At 72.1% G+C, this 16,955-nt stretch carries 23 protein-coding genes; 7 read left to right on the plus strand and 16 right to left on the minus strand.

Annotated elements, in window-relative coordinates:
• Window positions 1-80 precede the first annotated feature (80 nt).
• From K3554_RS01155 to deoD, 3 genes are all read left to right on the plus strand, one after another.
• A complete protein-coding gene (locus tag K3554_RS01155; RefSeq protein WP_259942543.1) occupies window positions 81-2,039 on the plus strand; it encodes a methylmalonyl-CoA mutase family protein in 1,959 nt (652 codons plus the stop codon).
• 88 nt (window positions 2,040-2,127) lie between these two features.
• Window positions 2,128-2,463: an H-NS histone family protein gene (locus K3554_RS01160; RefSeq protein ID WP_259942544.1), complete on the plus strand. Its 336-nt coding sequence runs from the start codon at window positions 2,128-2,130 to the stop codon at window positions 2,461-2,463.
• A gap of 60 nt (window positions 2,464-2,523) precedes the next feature.
• Complete coding sequence (deoD, locus tag K3554_RS01165) at window positions 2,524-3,225, plus strand: purine-nucleoside phosphorylase (RefSeq protein WP_259942545.1); 702 nt, start codon at window positions 2,524-2,526, stop codon at window positions 3,223-3,225.
• Between the two features lie 228 nt (window positions 3,226-3,453).
• On the opposite strand, the gene K3554_RS01170 is transcribed toward deoD, so the two are convergent.
• Complete coding sequence (locus K3554_RS01170) at window positions 3,454-4,617, minus strand: type III PLP-dependent enzyme (RefSeq protein ID WP_259942546.1); 1,164 nt, start codon at window positions 4,615-4,617, stop codon at window positions 3,454-3,456.
• A gap of 329 nt (window positions 4,618-4,946) precedes the next feature.
• Here K3554_RS01170 and K3554_RS01175 point away from each other — a divergent pair, with 329 nt between their 5' ends.
• The gene (locus K3554_RS01175) at window positions 4,947-5,117 is read left to right on the plus strand and encodes a hypothetical protein (RefSeq protein ID WP_259942547.1); all 171 of its coding nucleotides are present in this window, start codon (window positions 4,947-4,949) and stop codon (window positions 5,115-5,117) included.
• 67 nt (window positions 5,118-5,184) lie between these two features.
• Here K3554_RS01175 and K3554_RS01180 read toward each other — a convergent pair whose 3' ends face one another.
• The 9 genes from K3554_RS01180 to sdhC form a co-directional block, all read right to left on the minus strand.
• Window positions 5,185-5,709, minus strand: a complete 525-nt coding sequence (locus K3554_RS01180) for a peroxiredoxin-like family protein (protein ID WP_259942549.1) — start codon at window positions 5,707-5,709, stop codon at window positions 5,185-5,187.
• Between the two features lie 103 nt (window positions 5,710-5,812).
• Window positions 5,813-6,592, minus strand: a complete 780-nt coding sequence (locus tag K3554_RS01185) for a succinate dehydrogenase iron-sulfur subunit (protein ID WP_259942551.1) — start codon at window positions 6,590-6,592, stop codon at window positions 5,813-5,815.
• 9 nt (window positions 6,593-6,601) lie between these two features.
• Window positions 6,602-6,928 carry a hypothetical protein gene (locus K3554_RS01190; protein WP_259942554.1) on the minus strand — a complete coding sequence of 109 codons (327 nt, stop codon included), beginning with the start codon at window positions 6,926-6,928 and terminating at the stop codon, window positions 6,602-6,604.
• Window positions 6,918-7,718 carry a sulfotransferase domain-containing protein gene (locus K3554_RS01195; RefSeq protein WP_259942556.1) on the minus strand — a complete coding sequence of 267 codons (801 nt, stop codon included), beginning with the start codon at window positions 7,716-7,718 and terminating at the stop codon, window positions 6,918-6,920. The genes K3554_RS01190 and K3554_RS01195 overlap by 11 nt, the downstream gene beginning before the upstream one ends.
• Complete coding sequence (locus tag K3554_RS01200) at window positions 7,715-7,906, minus strand: hypothetical protein (protein WP_259942558.1); 192 nt, start codon at window positions 7,904-7,906, stop codon at window positions 7,715-7,717. The genes K3554_RS01195 and K3554_RS01200 overlap by 4 nt, the downstream gene beginning before the upstream one ends.
• Complete coding sequence (locus tag K3554_RS01205) at window positions 7,903-8,232, minus strand: hypothetical protein (RefSeq protein ID WP_259942560.1); 330 nt, start codon at window positions 8,230-8,232, stop codon at window positions 7,903-7,905. The genes K3554_RS01200 and K3554_RS01205 overlap by 4 nt, the downstream gene beginning before the upstream one ends.
• Window positions 8,232-10,043, minus strand: a complete 1,812-nt coding sequence (gene sdhA, locus K3554_RS01210; protein WP_259942564.1) for a succinate dehydrogenase flavoprotein subunit — start codon at window positions 10,041-10,043, stop codon at window positions 8,232-8,234. Before sdhA ends, K3554_RS01205 begins: the two co-directional genes overlap by 1 nt.
• Window positions 10,044-10,054: 11 nt before the next feature.
• Entirely contained in the window at window positions 10,055-10,426 is a 372-nt protein-coding gene (sdhD, locus tag K3554_RS01215) for a succinate dehydrogenase, hydrophobic membrane anchor protein (protein ID WP_259942567.1), read from the minus strand.
• Between the two features lie 11 nt (window positions 10,427-10,437).
• Window positions 10,438-10,821 carry a succinate dehydrogenase, cytochrome b556 subunit gene (gene sdhC, locus K3554_RS01220; protein ID WP_259942570.1) on the minus strand — a complete coding sequence of 128 codons (384 nt, stop codon included), beginning with the start codon at window positions 10,819-10,821 and terminating at the stop codon, window positions 10,438-10,440.
• A gap of 140 nt (window positions 10,822-10,961) precedes the next feature.
• On the opposite strand from sdhC, the gene K3554_RS01225 reads away from it, so the two are divergent.
• Together K3554_RS01225 and K3554_RS01230 are read left to right on the plus strand one after the other, a co-directional pair.
• The gene (locus K3554_RS01225; protein WP_259942573.1) at window positions 10,962-11,300 is read left to right on the plus strand and encodes a DUF3140 domain-containing protein; all 339 of its coding nucleotides are present in this window, start codon (window positions 10,962-10,964) and stop codon (window positions 11,298-11,300) included.
• A 99-nt stretch (window positions 11,301-11,399) separates the two neighbouring features.
• On the plus strand, window positions 11,400-12,440 hold the full coding sequence (locus K3554_RS01230; RefSeq protein ID WP_259942576.1) for a hypothetical protein: 1,041 nt from the start codon (window positions 11,400-11,402) through the stop codon (window positions 12,438-12,440).
• 57 nt (window positions 12,441-12,497) lie between these two features.
• Here K3554_RS01230 and K3554_RS01235 read toward each other — a convergent pair whose 3' ends face one another.
• From K3554_RS01235 to K3554_RS01255, 5 genes are read right to left on the minus strand one after another with little or no spacing between them, the layout of a single operon-like run.
• Window positions 12,498-13,187: a DUF4344 domain-containing metallopeptidase gene (locus K3554_RS01235; protein ID WP_259942577.1), complete on the minus strand. Its 690-nt coding sequence runs from the start codon at window positions 13,185-13,187 to the stop codon at window positions 12,498-12,500.
• A 32-nt stretch (window positions 13,188-13,219) separates the two neighbouring features.
• Complete coding sequence (locus K3554_RS01240; RefSeq protein ID WP_259942579.1) at window positions 13,220-14,245, minus strand: MaoC family dehydratase; 1,026 nt, start codon at window positions 14,243-14,245, stop codon at window positions 13,220-13,222.
• Window positions 14,242-14,448 carry a DUF1737 domain-containing protein gene (locus K3554_RS01245; RefSeq protein WP_259942582.1) on the minus strand — a complete coding sequence of 69 codons (207 nt, stop codon included), beginning with the start codon at window positions 14,446-14,448 and terminating at the stop codon, window positions 14,242-14,244. Before K3554_RS01245 ends, K3554_RS01240 begins: the two co-directional genes overlap by 4 nt.
• A complete protein-coding gene (locus K3554_RS01250) occupies window positions 14,445-14,996 on the minus strand; it encodes an NnrU family protein (protein ID WP_259942583.1) in 552 nt (183 codons plus the stop codon). Before K3554_RS01250 ends, K3554_RS01245 begins: the two co-directional genes overlap by 4 nt.
• Window positions 14,993-15,817, minus strand: a complete 825-nt coding sequence (locus tag K3554_RS01255; protein WP_311200389.1) for a CoA ester lyase — start codon at window positions 15,815-15,817, stop codon at window positions 14,993-14,995. The genes K3554_RS01250 and K3554_RS01255 overlap by 4 nt, the downstream gene beginning before the upstream one ends.
• Before the next feature lie 201 nt (window positions 15,818-16,018).
• Between K3554_RS01255 and K3554_RS01260 the strand changes: the two genes are divergently transcribed.
• The gene (locus K3554_RS01260) at window positions 16,019-16,357 is read left to right on the plus strand and encodes a hypothetical protein (protein ID WP_259942589.1); all 339 of its coding nucleotides are present in this window, start codon (window positions 16,019-16,021) and stop codon (window positions 16,355-16,357) included.
• Window positions 16,358-16,390: 33 nt separating this feature from the next.
• Here K3554_RS01260 and K3554_RS01265 read toward each other — a convergent pair whose 3' ends face one another.
• On the minus strand, window positions 16,391-16,849 hold the full coding sequence (locus tag K3554_RS01265; RefSeq protein ID WP_259942590.1) for a DUF2267 domain-containing protein: 459 nt from the start codon (window positions 16,847-16,849) through the stop codon (window positions 16,391-16,393).
• Window positions 16,850-16,955: the final 106 nt, after the last annotated feature.

A 16,955-nucleotide genomic window follows, 5' to 3' on the forward strand; every position in this document is an offset into this window, starting at 1 on the left:
CCGCGGCGCGGCGAATTGACACTTTCCGCAAATGTCCGATAGTCCCGCCAGCAGGAAACAATATTGCGGGACGCTTCGCCATGACGCAGAAAGACCGGCCCTGGCTCTTCCGGACCTATGCGGGGCACTCCACCGCCGAGAAGTCCAACGCGCTCTACCGCGCCAACCTCGGGCGCGGGCAGACCGGCCTCTCGGTCGCCTTCGACCTGCCCACCCAGACCGGCTACGACAGCGACCACGTGCTCGCCCGCGGCGAGGTCGGCAAGGTGGGCGTGCCCGTCGGGCACCTCGGCGACATGCGCGCGCTCTTCGCGGACATCCCCCTCGAGCGGATGAACACCTCGATGACCATCAACGCCACGGCGCCGTGGCTCCTGAGCCTCTACGTGGCGGTGGCCGAGGAGCAGGGCGCGGACGTGAGCGCGCTGCAGGGCACGGTGCAGAACGACCTCGTGAAGGAGTACCTCAGCCGCGGCACCTACGTGCTGCCGCCTAGGCCTTCAATGCGCCTGATTGGGGACGTGGCCGAGTGGTGCGCCGGGCACGCGCCCCGGTGGAACCCGATGAACGTGTGCTCGTATCACCTGCAGGAGGCCGGCGCGACGCCCGAGCAGGAGCTGGCCTACGCATTGGCGACCGCGCAGGCGGTGCTGGACGAATTGCGCCCGCGCGTTGATTCCAAGGACTTTCCCAGGCTGGTGGGGCGCATTTCCTTCTTCGTGAACGCGGGAATCCGCTTCGTCACGGAAATGTGCAAGATGCGCGCGTTCACGGAACTCTGGGACGAGATCTGCGCCGAGCGCTACGGCGTCGAGGATCCGAAATTGCGCCGCTTCCGATACGGCGTGCAGGTCAACTCGCTGGGCCTGACCGAGCAGCAGCCCGAGAACAACGTCTATCGCATCCTCTTGGAAATGCTCGCGGTAACGCTATCGAAAGGCGCCCGCGCCCGCGCCGTGCAATTGCCGGCGTGGAACGAGGCGCTGGGATTGCCCCGGCCCTGGGACCAGCAATGGAGCCTGCGGATGCAGCAGGTGCTGGCCTACGAGACGGACCTCCTGGAATACGGCGACCTGTTCGACGGCTCGCCGGTCGTGGCCGCGAAGGTCGAGGAGTTGAAGGGCCGCGCCCGCGAGGAGCTGGCGCGGCTGGACGCGATGGGCGGAGCGGTGGAGGCCATTCCCTACATGAAGGGCCGCCTCGTGGAGGCCAATTCCGAGCGGCTGGGCGCGATCGAGCGGGGCGAGACGGTGGTGGTGGGCGTGAACCGCTGGCAGGAGGCCGAGCCCTCGCCGCTGGTGGGCGAGGACGGCGGCATCATGACCGTCGATCCGGGCGTCGAGGCGGACCAGATCGCCCGGCTGGAGGCGTGGCGGGGCGCGCGCGACGCCCCGCGCGTGGAGCGGGCGCTGGAGGCGCTGCGGGCGGCCGCGGCCGAGGGGCGCAACGTGATGCCCGCCTCGATCGAGGCGGCGCGCGCGGGCGTCACCACGGGCGAGTGGGCGGGCGTGATGCGCGCCGTCCACGGCGAGTACCGCGGCCCCACCGGGGTCAGCGAAGCGCCCTCGAATCGGGTCGAGGGTCTGGACGGCCTGCGCGCCGCGGTGGACGCCGCGAGCGACCGCCTAGGGCGGCGCCTGACGTTCCTGGTGGGCAAGCCCGGGCTCGACGGGCACTCCAACGGGGCGGAGCAGATCGCGGTGCGCGCGCGCGACTGCGGCATGCGAATCAGCTACGCCGGCATCCGCCTGACGCCCGACGCCATCGTCGAGGCGGCGCGTGCGGACGGGGCGCATGTGGTTGGCCTGTCGATCCTTTCCGGCTCGCACCTGCCATTGGTGGAGGCGGTGATGGCGCGATTGCGGGCCGAGGGAATGGCGATTCCGGTGGTGGTGGGGGGGATCATTCCCGACGAGGACGCGGCCCGTTTGCGCGCGCTCGGGGTCGCCCGGATCTACACGCCGAAGGACTTCGAATTGAACCGGATCATGGGCGACGTGGTGGAATTGGCCGCGCCTTCGGAAATGGCGGCCGAATAGATTTCTTGCCAAAGGGAAATGGCCGGATTAATGGAACGGTACGCACCGTTCACCGAAGGCTATTTCTCACATGGCGGACCTCGACAAGATGACACGCGAAGACCTGGAAAAGGCCAAGGCCGACGCGGAGGCGAATCTCAAGGCCATCGCCAAGGCGCAGGCCGAATACGACGGGCGCCGCCTCAAGGAATTGCGGGCCGAGATCGACGCGATGCTCGCCAAGGAGGGGTACTCCCTCGACGACCTCACCGGCGGGAACGGCGGGCAGGCGCAGCGCAAGGCGGGGGGCGGCCGCGCGAAGTCGCCGGCCAAGTACCGCCATCCCGAGAACCCCTCGATCACCTGGTCGGGCCGCGGGCGCCAGCCGGCCTGGTACAAGAGCCACCTCGAGGACGGCGGCAAGCCCGAGGACCTCGCGATCTAGCGCCGGGGCATTCCACGCGGCAGAAGGGGCCTTCCGGGCCCCTTTTTCGTTGGAGACGCCATGACACCCCACATCCGCGCCGAGGCCGGCCAGATCGCCGAGACCGTGCTCATGCCCGGGGACCCGCTGCGGGCGAAGTGGGCCGCGGAGACGTACCTGGAGGCGCCCGAACTGGTGAACGACGTGCGCGGGATGCTGGGCTACACCGGCACGTGGCGGGGCAACCGGGTGACGATCCACGGCTCGGGCATGGGCATGCCGAGCCTGTCGATCTACGCCAACGAGCTGATCACCAAGTACGGGGCGCGGACGCTGATCCGCATCGGATCGTGCGGGGCGATGCAGGAGCGGGTGGCGATCCGCGACGTGATCCTGGCGATGACGGCGACCTCGATCTCGACGCCCTCGCGGGGCATCCTGCGGGAGGTGAACTTCGCGCCCTGCGCCGACTGGGGGCTCTTGCGGGCCGCCCACGCGGCCGCCGAGGGCAAGGCGCCGGTCCATGTGGGGGGCATCTACTCGTCGGACGTGTTCTACGACGAGCGGCCCGACCTGACGGAGCAGATGACGCGCCACGGCATCCTTGGGGTCGAGATGGAGGCGGCCGAGCTCTACACCCTGGCGGCGCGCCACGGCTGCCGGGCGCTGGCGGTGCTGACCGTGAGCGACCACCTCCTGACCCACGAGGCGCTGCCGGCGAGCGAGCGGCAGTCGAGCTTCGGGGACATGGTGGAGATCGCGCTGGAGGCGGCGTTCGGGTAGCGCCGGGGCTCTGCCCCGGACCCCGAGGTATTTGGAGCAAGATGAGGGAGGGCCTCATCTCGCTCCGGCGAGGCACACGCCCTCACCTTGCACGGCCATCGGCTCCTCAGCCTGTTCCGCACACTCTCGCTAACCTCGGAAAGGTTGAGGACCCGTTAATGGCCCTCACCTTGCCGGAAATACCTCGGGGGGAGCCGAAGGCGGGGGGCGGCGCCCCCCTACCCCGCTTCAGATCACGACGACGTCGAGCGGCGGGAAGCCGTTGAAGCCGATCGAGGAGTAGCTCGACGTGTAGGCGCCGCAGTTGCGGATCACCACGCGGTCGCCGGCGGCGAGGCTCAGGGGCAGCGAGACGGGGCGCTGCTCGTAAAGCACGTCCGCCGAGTCGCAGGACGGGCCGGCCATGACGCAGGGCCCCGCGGGGCCGCCGTCGCGGGCGGTGGCGAACTGGTAGCGGATCGCCTCGCCCTCGGTCTCTGCGAGACCCGAGAAGCGGCCGATGTCGAGATAGACCCAGCGGTGGAGGTCGGCCTCGTCCTTGCGGCTGACCAGCAGCACCTCGGCGGCGATGGCGCCGGCCTCGGCGACCATGCCGCGGCCCGGCTCGGCCATGACCTCGACGGCGCCGAAGCGGGCGCGCACGCGGCGCATCACGGCCGCGGCGTAGTCGGTAGGGTGGTCGATCGCGGTGCCGTAGAAGGCCGGGAAGCCGCCGCCGATGTTGAGGAGACGCAGGCCGTAGCCGGCGTCCTGCGCCGCGTCCCACACCTCGGCCACGCGGTCGAGGGTGCCGTCCCACATGCGCGGCTCGCGGGTCTGGGAGCCGACGTGGAAGCTTAGGCCGTGGGGGACCAGCCCGAGGGCGCGGGCGCGCTCCAGGAGGGGCAGGACGCGGGCGGGGGCGACGCCGAACTTGCGCGACAGCGGCCAGTCGGCCTCGGGGTTGTCGACGAGCAGGCGGATGTAGACGCGCGCGCCGGGGGCGTGGGCTGCGATCTTCTCCAGCTCCTCCTCGGCGTCGGCGGCGAAGAGGTCGATGCCGACCGAATGCGCGAAGGCGATGTCCGAGGCGCGCTTGATGGTGTTGCCGAACGACACGTGGGCCGGGTCGGCGCCGAGCGAGAGGCACAGCTCGATCTCGCCGCGCGAGGCGGCGTCGAAGCCCGAGCCGACCTGGACCAGCCGCTCGATCACGGCGCGGTGGGGGTTGGCCTTCACGGCGTAGTGGATGTGGGCGCCCTCGAGGCCGGCGGCGAGGGCGCGGAACTGCGACTCGACGGCGTCGAGGTCCAGCACCAGCGTGGGCCGGTCGAACGCGTTCTCGGCGATGAAGGATTCCACGCGCGAGGGCGCAACGGGGGCGATGCGGCCGAAGCCGGTCACTGCAGTCATTGGTCATCTCCGATCAGACCCGGCCATTCCGGATCCACCCGGCGAAGACCGCTCAGTTCCAAGGGAGACGTTACCGTCGCTACGTGACCGTGCCGCGAAGCCGGAGCTCCGCCCGTCAGCCGTGCCAGAGGCGCGTGCGTTGGCGTCTTGCGGGGGCATGTGGAGCGGGAACGTGATTCGGTCAATGGGTTTTCTCGCGAATTCCCCCGCGTCACGCACGGGCTCCGCCGCAGGCCCGCGGGGCGCGGTTGACGCGCGCGGAACCGGGGCGGGGAACAAAGCGCGCCCCGGCCGGTTGAACCCGCACAAATCACGTTTTGGAGACCACGATGACCCGCACCTGGAAACTTCTCGTCGCCCTGCCCGTGGTGGCCCTTCTGGCCGGCTGCATGGGCACCGCCGGCTCGACCGACACCAGCCTGGAGGCCACGCTCGATCAGGACATCGACGGCGACGGCACGATCCCCCAGGGCGGCGTCGAGGTCGGCGCGCCCGGCTGATCCCCCCCACCGGGACGATGCGACACGGGAGGCCCCTCGCGGGGCCTCCCTTTCGTTCGGGGGTCGCTCAGGCCGCCGCGCGCTCGGTGCCGCGGGCGGGGTAGTCCTTGTCCACCACGAAGCGGATGCCGGAGAGAAGGTCCGCCATCTTGGGCCGCGCGAAGGGCGTGGACTGCTGCCAGTGGGCGAACACGCGGCCGTCGCTGCGCACGAGGGTCATGGCCGGCTCGCTGAAGCGCGCCGGCTCCTTCTCGGAGATCCCGTGGCTCATGTAGAGGCCCCACGCCCGCGCCGTGGCCTCGTCGAGGTCGTAGCCGACGCGCAGGTCGCCGAACGACCACTCGGCCTGCTGCTTCGCGACCCGCTCGCGGTCGTCCATCGAGACGGCGACCACCTCGACGCCGATGTCCGCGAAGTCGCCGAGGTGCGGCACGATGTCCTCCTCGATCTGGCGCTTGCAGATCGGGCAGTGGGAGCCGCGGTAGAACAGCACGAGGGTGAAGCGCTCGGGCTCGGACCGGGCGAGGTCGAAGCGGCCGCCGTCCAGGAGCGGGAAGGCGAGGGCCGGGGCCTGGGTGTCGGTGGCGATCATGGAAATCTCCTGTGGTTCCGGAGGCGTCCAACGTCCCGGACCGTGGGGAGGTTTCTCACGAGCGCGCGAGGCGCCCCCTGCCCCGGAGGCAGGGGGCGCGGATTCAGACCTGGCGCTCGACCATCATCTTCTTGATGGACTGGATCGCCTTGGCCGGGTTCAGGCCCTTGGGGCAGGTCTTGGTGCAGTTCATGATCGTGTGGCAGCGGTAGAGCTTGAACGGGTCCTCGAGCTGATCGAGGCGCTCGCCCGTGGCCTCGTCCCGGCTGTCGATGATCCAGCGGTAGGCATGGAGCAGCGCCGCCGGCCCGAGGTAGCGGTCGCCGTTCCACCAGTAGGAGGGGCAGGCGGTGGAGCAGGACGCGCACATGATGCACTCGTAGAGGCCGTCGAGCTTCTTGCGGTCCTCGATCGACTGGCGCCACTCCTTGGCCGGCTCATTCGACTTGGTCTCCAGCCACGGCATGACGGAGGCGTGCTGGGCGTAGAAGTGGGTGAGGTCGGGGATCAGGTCCTTGACCACGGGCATGTGCGGCAGGGGATAGACGCGCACGTCGCCCTCCACCTCGTCGATGCCGTAGGTGCAGGCGAGGCAGTTCACGCCGTCGATGTTCATGGCGCAGGAGCCGCAGATCCCCTCGCGGCAGGAGCGGCGGAAGGTCAGCGTCGGGTCGATCTCGTTCTTTATCTTGATGAGCGCGTCCAGCATCATCGGGCCGCAGGTGTCGAGGTCGACGAAGTAGGTGTCCATCCGCGGGTTGGCGCCGTCCTCGGGGTTCCAGCGGTAGATGCGGAACGTCTTGAGGCGGTTCGCGCCCTCGGGCTTGGGCCACGTGCGGCCGGTGGTGATCTTGGAGTTCTTGGGAAGCGTGAACTGGACCATGGGAGTCTCCTAGAGCGATCCGACGAGCGTGGGCAGGCCCTCGGCCAGCACGCAGCGGATGGTGTCGGGGCGGGCCAGCACGGTGCCGACGATCTCGGCGGTGCGGGCGTCGGTGCCGGAGGCGGCGCCGGCGGCGACCTCGATGATCTCGGCGCCGGTGGCGTTGTCGATGACGCAGTCGGTGACGGGCTGCACGGGGGCGCCGGGGAAGCGGCGCTGGACCTCGGCGTTCACGGCGGACTTCGCGGCGGTGCGCGCGACCTCGGTGCCGAGGGGCGTGTTGCAGCCCGCGAGCAGGAGCGCGGCGGCGGCGGCGAGGAGGAGGTCAGGCCGCATGGCGCAGCTCCCCAAGCCAGGCGGTGGGGTGGTCCTCGTAGCCCAAGGTCACGAGCGCCTCGCCGTGGGCCTCGGCGTAGGCCTCGGCCACGGCGCGGGGCAGCTCGGTGCGCCAGCGGGCGACCCTGCCCGAGGCCACGTGCTCGCGGATGCGCCGGATGCGGGCGGCGGGGTCCTTGAGCCCGCCGAAGAGCGAGCGGGCCCAGAAGATCTCGAGGCCGGTCTCGACCTCCGGCTCCGGCAGGCCGAGATCGCGCAGGATCTCGCGGAAGCGCGTGCCCTCCTCGTCGGCCATGAGGTCCTCGTAGCGGGCCTCCACGGTGTTCGGGGCGGCGGCGTCCCAGGCCAGCATCTCGGCCAGGGTCTCGGCGTGCTTCTCCCTCATCTCGAACAGGAGGCGCTGCTCGGGGGTGGGGAGGGTGTTCAGGTGCTGCTGGTAGGTGCGGCCGCCGAGGTCCGCGCGCGGCTCGTGGAGGAACTGCTCGCCCTCGGGGGCGGCGTCGAGGTGGTAGCGGGCGCCGGACAGGAGCACGTCGCGGGGGTCGCGGACGAGGTGGAGGATGCGGGCGTCGGGGCGCTGGTGGAGCCAGTCGGGGAACCGCGACGACCACGACATGAGGATCGCGCGCTCGCCCCCGGGGGCGACCTTGGCGGGCCGGGTCGTGGGGTAGACCACGTGGGCCGGCACGCCGATGGCGCGGCCGAGCTGGCGGAACACGGCGCGCATCCACAGCGTGCCGGTCTTGTGGTGGGTGCCCACGGCGAGGAGGCGCGGCGCGGTGAGGATCATCGCGGGATCGCCTCGCAGGCCTCGAGCCGCTGGAGGTCGGCGCGGCTGGTGGTGCGGATCGTGCCGTCCTCGACGCGCACGCCCTGGTCCCGCGCGCAGTCGAGATAGGCCGCGCGGCGCGCCTCGGGGGTGTCCGGGGTGGCCATGCAGGCGCCGAGCAGCAGCGCGAGGGGGACGGCGCGCCTCACCGCGCGCCCGCGGCCACGCAGGCCTGGTAGCGGGCGAGGTCCTCGGCGGCGCCCGTGGGCACGCCGTCGGCGCCGTCCAGCGTGACGCCGTTGGCGGCGGCGCAGTCGGCGGCGGTGCTGCCCGCATCGGGCGCGGCGGCGAGGCTGGTGCCGCCGCCCGCGGGCGTGTCGGGCGGCGTGCCGAGCGCGGGGCCCGCCGCGGTCGCCACGCTCGGCGTCACCGCCACGCCCGGCGCGGGGCCGGCGTCCACGGGCACCGGCACCACGGGGGCGCCGGCGGGGCCGCAGGCGGCGACGAGCAGGAGGGCGGCCGCGGCGGCGCGCATCAGTAGACCCGCGCCTTGGGGGCGATCTTCTTGGGGTCGATGCCGCCCTCGTTGTGGGTGGTGAGCGGCTGCACATGCACGCCGCGGTAGCCCATGTCGGACTTCATCTCGTCGCCGCGGAACCACACGAGGCTGTGCTTGCGCCAGTTCTCGTCGTCGCGGTCGGGGAAGTCCTCGTGGGCGTGGGCGCCGCGGCTCTCCTTGCGGGCCTCGGCGGCCGTCACGGTGGCCACCGCGTTGGGCATGAGGTTCGCCAGCTCCAGCGTCTCCATGAGGTCGGAGTTCCAGATCAGCGTGGTGTCGGTGACCGCGATGTCCGAGAGCTTGCCGGCGATGCCGTCCATCTTCTCCTTGCCCTGGGCGAGGGTCTCGGAAGTGCGGAACACGGCGGCGTCGAGCTGCATGGTCTTCTGCATCTCGAGGCGCAGCTCGGCGGTGCCGACCTGCCCGCGCGCGTGGCGCAGGCCGTCGAAGCGGGCGAGCGCCATGTCCACGGAACGCTGGTTCGGCGTCGGCACGGGGGTCGAGGCGTCGACCACCTGCCCCGCGCGGATCGCCGCCGCCCGCCCGAACACCACGAGGTCGATCAGCGAGTTGGACCCGAGGCGGTTCGCGCCGTGGACGCTCGCGCAGCCCGCCTCGCCCACGGCCATGAGGCCGGGGGCCACGCGGTCGTGGTCGCTCTCGGTGGGGGCGAGCACCTCGCCCCAGTAGTTCGTGGGAATCCCGCCCATGTTGTAGTGCACCGTGGGCAGCACCGGGATCGGCTCCTTGGTGACATCGGCCCCGGCGAAGATGCGCGCGGACTCGGAGATGCCGGGCAGGCGCTCGGCCAGCACGTCGGCGGGCAGGTGGCTCAGGTTCAGGTGGATGTGGTCGCCGTCCTTGCCCACGCCCCGGCCCTCGCGGATCTCGAGCGTCATGCAGCGCGAGACCACGTCGCGGGAGGCCAGGTCCTTGTAGGTGGGCGCGTAGCGCTCCATGAACCGCTCGCCCTCGGAGTTGGTGAGGTAGCCGCCCTCGCCCCGCGCGCCTTCGGTGATGAGGCAGCCGGCGCCGTAGATGCCGGTGGGGTGGAACTGCACGAACTCCATGTCCTGGAGCGGCAGGCCCTGGCGCGCGACCATGCCGTTTCCGTCGCCGGTGCAGGTGTGCGCCGAGGTGGCCGAGAAGTAGGCGCGCCCGTAGCCGCCCGTGGCGAGCACGGTCATCTTGGCCGCGAACAGGTGCATGGTGCCGTCGTCGAGCTTCCAGGCCAGCACGCCCTGGCACTGGCCGTCCTCGCTCATCACGAGGTCGATCGCGAAGTACTCGATGAAGAACTCGGCGCGCTGCTTCAGCGACTGCCCGTAAAGGGTGTGGAGGATGGCGTGCCCCGTCCGGTCGGCCGCGGCGCAGGTGCGCTGCACGGGCGGGCCCTCGCCGTACTCGGTGGTGTGGCCGCCGAAGGGGCGCTGGTAGATCTTGCCCTCCTCGGTGCGGCTGAAGGGCACGCCGTAGTGCTCCAGCTCGTAGACGGCCTTGGGGGCCTCGCGGGCGAGGTACTCCATGGCGTCGGTGTCGCCGAGCCAGTCCGACCCCTTCACGGTGTCGTACATGTGCCACTGCCAGTTGTCGGGGCCCATGTTGCCCAAGGAGGCCGCGATGCCGCCCTGGGCGGCCACGGTGTGCGAGCGGGTGGGGAACACCTTGGAGATGCAGGCGGTGCGCAGGCCCTGCTCGGCCATGCCGAGGGTGGCGCGCAGGCCCGCGCCGCCGGCGCCGACCACGACGACGTCGTATTCGTGGGTCTCGTATTCGTAGGCGGACATCGGGATTCCTCTCAGAGGGCCAGTCGGGCCACGGCCCAGACGGAAGCGAGCGCGGCGGCGTAGCTCAGCAGCTTGGTGACGACGATCAGCGCCTTGCGCGCGAAGCCGCGGACGTAGTCCTCGATCAGCACCTGCACGCCCTTGGCGAAGTGGACCCAGCCAACGGCCAAGGTAAGCACGGCCACCAGCGCCGGGAAGGGGCGGGAGTAGAAGGCGACGACCTCGGCCCAGGGCTCGCCGAGCATGGCGCCGAAGGTGAACACGAAGAGCGGCACCAGGATCACGAGGGCCGCCGACAGCACCGTCTGCTGCCAGAAGTGGGTGGTGCCCGAGCGGGCCGTGCCGAGGCCGGAGACCTGCTTGCGCGCGGTGATGTACGGCATGGGAAGGGCTCCTAGAGGACGACGACGGTGAAGAGGGTCAAGAGCACGGAGCCGATCACGATGCCCCAGCCCATGGCCTCGGCGCTCTCGATGTCGAGCAGCTTGCCGGTGTCCCAGATCAGATGCCGGATGCCGGCCAGCGTGTGGTACCAGAGCGCCCAGATCGAGCCGAGGAACACCAGCTTGCCGAACCACGAGGTCAGCACCGCGTCGGCGGTGGCGAAGGCGTCGGGGCCGGCGGCCGCGGCCAGGAACCACCAGGTGACCATGAGGCCCGCCACCACCAGCGCGTTGCCGGTGATGCGCGTGAGGATCGACGAGATCGAGGTGATCTGGGGCCGGTAGATCTGCAGGTGGGGCGAGAGCGGGCGGTTGCCCCGGTTCACGTCGGCCATGCGGCCTCCCTTCAAGCTGTGCTGCGGTGGTTCTAGCGGTTTCCCGCGCGGTGTCACGGGGGCGCGGCGCCGCAGGGGGGCGGCGGGAACCCCCGGCCCGTCCGGCCGTTGCGGCCCCGACCCGACCGAGGAGACGCATCATGGCGAAGTCGCACGACGAGATCTGGGAGGAATGGGGGAAGCTGGTGAACATGGCCCCCAAGGAGCTGGAGGACTGGCTGGAGACCGAGGAGTCCAAGTCCGTCGGCCAGGGCGAGGGCGAGAGCACCGGCCACAAGTCCGGGCGCCGCATCGTCGAGATCAAGCGCACCAACAAGAGCGACCTCTCGGACGACGACTGGGACCACATGGGCAAAGTGGTGGGCTACATCAAACGCCACGGCGCGCAGGTGCCGGACGAGCCCGAGGGCTCGGACTGGACGTTTTCCATGAAGAACTGGGGGCACGATCCGTTCGGCGAGAACGGCATGGCCCGGTAGCCACGGGGAACCCTCGCCGCTGCGGACGGTTGCCCAAGGGACGGGCGGGCCGATGGCCCGTCCCGATCCATGACCGACCCGTGCAAGGAGACCGCACCCATGGCCACGCCCCCCCGCACCGCGCGCAGAGACGCCGTGCCCCCCACTTCCGACCTCGCCCACGACGCGGTGGAGCGCACCTACGACACGCGCGGCCGGGCCGTCTGGGGCGCGATCTTCGCCGGGACGGCCGTGGCGCTGGCGGTGTTCGTGCTCCTGGGCGTAGCGGGCATCGGCCTCGGCTTCACGCTGTTCGAGCCCGACGAGGCGACGCCCGCCAACGGCGCGCTGACCACTACCGCGATCTGGCAGTTCCTCAGCCAACTGGTCGCGCTGGCGGCGGGCGGCTTCGTGGCCGGGCGGCTGGCGGGCGTGATCCCGTCCGTCGGTGCCGCGATCCACGGCGCCTGCGTCTGGGCGCTGACCACGCTGGCCGCCCTGTGGCTGGCGGTGTCGGCGGCGAGCGGCATCATGGGCGTGGCCGGCTCGGCGCTGAGCACGGCGGCCTCGGGCGCCACTTCGGCGGTGGGCGCCGTGATCCCCGACGACCTGTCGCTGCCCGACCTCTCGGTGCCGTCGGTGGCGATCGACAGCCTGCCCGAAGGCGTGCAGTCGGCGCTGCGCGAGCAGGGCCTGACCCCGCAGGCGTTCCGCCGCGAGACCCGCGAGGCGTTTCGCGCCGTGGTGTCGCAGCGCGAGCAGGCCGCCATCGCGCAGGAGGCCACCGAGGCCGCCGCGGACGCGATCCGCTCGCCCGGCGACATCGGGCAGGACGTGTCGGGCTTCCTCGACACCGTGTTCGGCCGCGGCGGCGTGCTGGGCGAGGAGGACCGCGAGGAGGCGCTGGCGCAGATGGAGCGGCGCTTCGGGCTGACGCGCGCGGAGGCCGAGCAGTTCGTGGACACGGTGCAGGCCCGCGCCGAGGAGGCGCAGGCCGAGGCCGCCGCCGCCCTCGAGGAGGCGCAGGCCGCCGCGCTGGAGGCCGCCGACACGGCCGCCGATGCCGCCGCCACCGCCGCGTGGCTGGCCGCCCTCGCCTCGCTGATCGGGCTCGGTGCCGCGATCGGCGGCGCGGTCGCGGGGCGCGTCGCGCGCGCCTGACGCCGGGCCGGGCCGGGCAACGGGTGGGAGGGGGCCTTCGCGGCCCCCTCTCGCGTGTCAGGGGGCGGCGGCGCGAAGGGCGCCCACCATCTCGTCGCAGAACACGATGCGGGCGTCGAAGTGGTAGTAGAAGGCGTTGTCCTCGCCGCAGGCCTCGGAGCGCACCGGGATCGGGCGCGGCAGCGCGATCTCGCGGTTGAGGCGCAGGAGGTCGGGCGCCAGGAGGCGCAGGGCCTTGCCGCTGCGGCTGGCGCGGAAGCTGGTGCGCCCGCCCGCGCCGCGCATCCGCTCCAGCACCGGATCCCACGCCGCGCGCAGGCGCCCCGCCGCCTCCTCGCAGCGCGGCGCGAGGCTCGCGGGCATGCCCAGCGCGCGGGCGTGGTCGCCGCGCCGCGCGGGCGCCAGCCCGTACCACAGGCACAGCGTCCAGGCGACGCGCTGGGCGCCGGGCATGTACTGCTCCCAGGGGTCGAACAGTTCCTCGGCGGCGTCCATCCGCCCCAGGCGCACCGCGTCGGTGATGAGGTCCCGCGACGTCTCCTCGTCGTGGAGCCGGTGGGCCAGCAGCACCGCGAAGCCGTCGGCGGCGACCTCCTCGGGGCCGGACAGGCCCACCGACCAGCCGTCGATCACGGCATGGGCGGCCTCGTGGTAGAGCGTGAAGCGCAGGTTGTTGAGCACGAAGTCCGCGCGGGCGGGCGCCGCGGCGGCGGTGGCGAAGAACGCGAGGAGAAGGGCACGGATCATGGGGCGCAACCTAGCGCACCCGGGGGCGCGCGTCAGCGCGGCATCAGCACCCAGTAGTCGAGATCGAGCAGCACCTCGGGGAGGTACTTGCCGTCCTCGCCGGTCAGCGCGAAGGCCTCGCCCCGGGTGGCGACGGTGCGCAGGCGCAGGGCGCCCACGTCGTTGCGCAGCCGCTCCACGGCGCGCACCTCGGACCAGGCGCGCACGGTGTCGCCTGCGAAACAGGGGTTGGCATGGGCGCCGGCATTGATCGCGGCCACTACCTGCGCGTTCGCCAGCCCGTTGAACGACAGGGCGCGGGCGAGGCTGATCACGTGGCCGCCGTAGATGAGGCGGCGCCCGTCGTCGCGGTGGGTGGCGTCGAAGTGCACCTTGGCCGTGTTCTGCCACAGGCGGGTGGCGAGCATGTGCTCGGCCTCCTCGATCGTCACGCCGTCGACGTGGTCGATGCGCTCGCCCACGGCGTAGTCGCGGGCGCGGTGCGGCTCGCCGGCCAGGGCGAAATCGTAGCCGAGGAAGTCGAGGCCCTCGGGGATCTCCAGCTCGCCGGGCTCCACCGCGTGGGCCAGCTCTGGGATCGCGGTCTCGGGCGCGGGCGCGTCCTCGTCGCGCTTGCGGACCATGACCCAGCGCACGTAGCTCAGCACGGTCTCGCCCGCCTGGTTCAGCCCCCGCGTGCGGACCCAGACCACGCCGGAGCGGCCGTTGGAGTTCTGCTTCAGGCCGATCACCTCGCTCTCGGCGCGCAGCGTGTCGCCGGGCCAGACGGAGCGGTGGAAGCGCGCTTCGGCGTATCCGAGGTTGGCGACTGCGTTCAGCGAGATGTCGGGCACGGTCTTGCCGAACACCGTGTGGAACACCAGCAGGTCGTCGAGCGGCGCCCCGTCCAGCCCGCAGTCGAGCGCGAAGGCGTCCGAGGAGTGGAGCGCGAAGCGCTGGGGGTAGAGCGCGTGGTAGAGCGCGCGCTCGCCCTCCGCGATGGTCCGCGGCACGGCGTGGCGGATGGTCTCGCCGAGGCGGTAGTCCTCGAAGAAGCGGCCCGGGTTGGTCTTGGTCATTGCTCGCCGAGCCTCCGGTCCGGGTCGTAGGCGTCGGCCTCCTTCGTCACGGCCTGGGCGCAGCGCATGACGCCCGTGCCCGCGTCGAAGGCGTAGGAGGGCGATCCGTAGAGCACCCAGCCCGCGTCGAGCGCGCGCGTGACCTTGTGGCAGAACTCCGAGGAGTCCTCGCCCGTCAGCAGGCGGTAGAGCGTGGTGGTCATGCGGGTCCTCCGAAGGGCCAGACGCCGAGCCAGACATGGACGGCCGCGACGACGGCGTAGAGCACGAGGCCGATGACGAGGGCCTTCACGTCGCCCTTCACCGAAGTTGCGGCGGGGCGCTCCCACGGCTGCGCGCGGTTGATCACGATCATCTCGGCCACGGCCCAGAGCCCGAGGCCGCCGAACAGCACCAGGGCCTTGATCTCGCCGTTGGCGAGCACGTGCGCCGCCGACCACAGCACGACGGCCGTGAGCTGCGGGTGGCGCAGCCAGCCGGCGGTGGTGCCCTTCGCCGCGCCCACGCCGAACAGGTAGAAGGCGACCAGCATCAGGAGGTTGTTGAGGTGCTTCGTCCACGCAGGAGGCGCCCAGTAGGCGTCGGCGGGCGCGGCGCGGTAGCCGAGCACCATCAGGACCACCGAGACGACGAGCAGGAGGGCGACGAGCCCCTTGCCCCGGTCGCCGAGGCGGGCGCGGGCATCCGGGGCGATGCGCTTGAAGAAGTGCGCGCCCGCCCAGAGCAGGAGGCCGAGGACGAGGACGATCATGCGTTCGCCCGCGCGAGCGTGCGCCGCGCGGTCTCCACGTGGAGGTTCTCTACGATGCGCCCGTCGAGCACGGCGACCCCCTGCCCGTCCGCGATGGCGGCGTCGAACGCCTCGATCTGGCGGCGGGCGAGGTCGACCTCCTCCTCCGACGGCGAGAATGCCGCGTTGGCGACCTCGACCTGCGCGGGGTGGATCAGCGACTTGCCATCCATGCCCAGGGCCTTGCCTTGCGCGCACTCGGCGCGCAGCCCGTCCTCGTCGCGGAAGGCGTTGTAGACGCCGTCGATGCAGGGGATGCCCGCGGCCCGCGCGGCCAGGAGGGCCGTCTGCAGCGCCGTCATCATCGGCATCCGGCCCGCGGGCGTCTCGCAGCCCAACTCGCGGGCGAGGTCGTTGGTGCCGAGCACGAAGCCCTCCACCGCCTCGGCGATGGCGGCGGCGTGGAGGATGCCCCGCGCGCTCTCCATCATGGCCCAGAAGGGGCGCGCGGCGTGCTGGCGCGCCGCCTCCACGGTCTCGGGACCGTCGACCTTGGGCAAGAGGATCGCGTCGCAGGGGGCGTCCGCGAAGGCGGCGAGGTCGGCGGCGCCCCACTCGGTGTCGAGGCCGTTCACCCGCACGAGGCGCAGGCGCGTGCCGTAGTCGCCCGCGAGCGCCTCGCGCAGCGTCTCGCGGGCGGCCGCCTTCTCGGCGGGCGCCACGGCGTCCTCGAGGTCGAAGATGATGGCATCCGTTGGCAGGCCGCGGGCCTTCTCGAGGGCGCGGGGCTTGGAGCCGGGGATGTAGAGCACGGAGCGCAAGGGTCGGGTCATGGGCGGAATCGGTAGGGGGGGCGGGACCGCATGGCAAGCGCGACCTTCGCACGTGCAGCATGGGACGCCGCGTTCGCACGCACCCATCGTTAACCGAATCTCCACGTCCCGGGCGCAGGCTCCCTCCGTTCCCGGCACGAGGCCGGGCCCTCCGAGGATCGCGCCCCCGCGCTCCTCGCGGGCGGCCCGCCTCCTAGCAAGGACGGTGCCATGACCGACACGGACATCCTGAACGCCACCCTCGCCGCGCTCGCCGCGGTGGCCGCGGTGGCCGTCACGCTCTTCGCCGGCAGCGCGGGGGCGGCCGGCTCCACCTGCGGCACGCGCCCTCAGATCGTGGAGCGGCTCGCCTCGCATTTCGGCGAGACGCGGCGCGGCATCGGGCTGGGCACCGAGAACCGCGTGCTGGAGGTGTTCGCCTCCGAGGAGACGGGCTCGTGGACCGTGACCGTGACGCTGCCCGACGGGCGCATGTGCCTCGTGGCGTCGGGCCAGCACTGGGAGGACCGGATGGACGACCTGTCCCACGCCGCCGACGCCGACGCCTGAGGCCCGCGCGGCGCCCCCTCCCCGGGGCGCCGCCTAGGGGAACCGCGGCGCCAGCTCGCCCGGATCATCCACGTCCACGTGCCAGAACGCCGCCGCCCCTTCGGGCAACCGGGCGAGCACCCTCTCGAAGGCGCGCGGGTCGACCCGCCGCCGCAAGCACCAGGCCGCCGCCTCGATCACGTGGTCCGGCGCGAGGTTGTGGTCCCGGCGCACCGCCTGCACCTCGCGCACCAGCGCGGCGCGCTCCGCGAAGGGCGGCGGCGCCGCCTCGGGGATCCAGCCGGCGACGAAGATCGCGCGCGGCACCGCCGGCAGCACGGACGCGAAGTCCAGCCCCTCCCGCGCGCGGAGGCGCCGGCGGAACACCTGCAGCACACCGTCGAAGGCGGTGTAGGCCATGTTGTCCGACGCGAGGCCCATCCGGTCCCGCAGGTCCACGAGCATCGCGCTCCACTCGGCGGAGGCGTGGCGGTAGGTCCATGGCATCGGCATCGTCGTCTCCCCGGTCTCTCCCCACCCCCCCGTCCCGCGCGGGACTTGCGCGGCCCCCGGCGGTTCCGATAGCCCTCCGCGCGACTGGATTCCCGGAGTGAACAGC

The organism is Jannaschia sp. W003, from assembly GCF_025144335.1.
Lineage (GTDB): Bacteria > Pseudomonadota > Alphaproteobacteria > Rhodobacterales > Rhodobacteraceae > Jannaschia.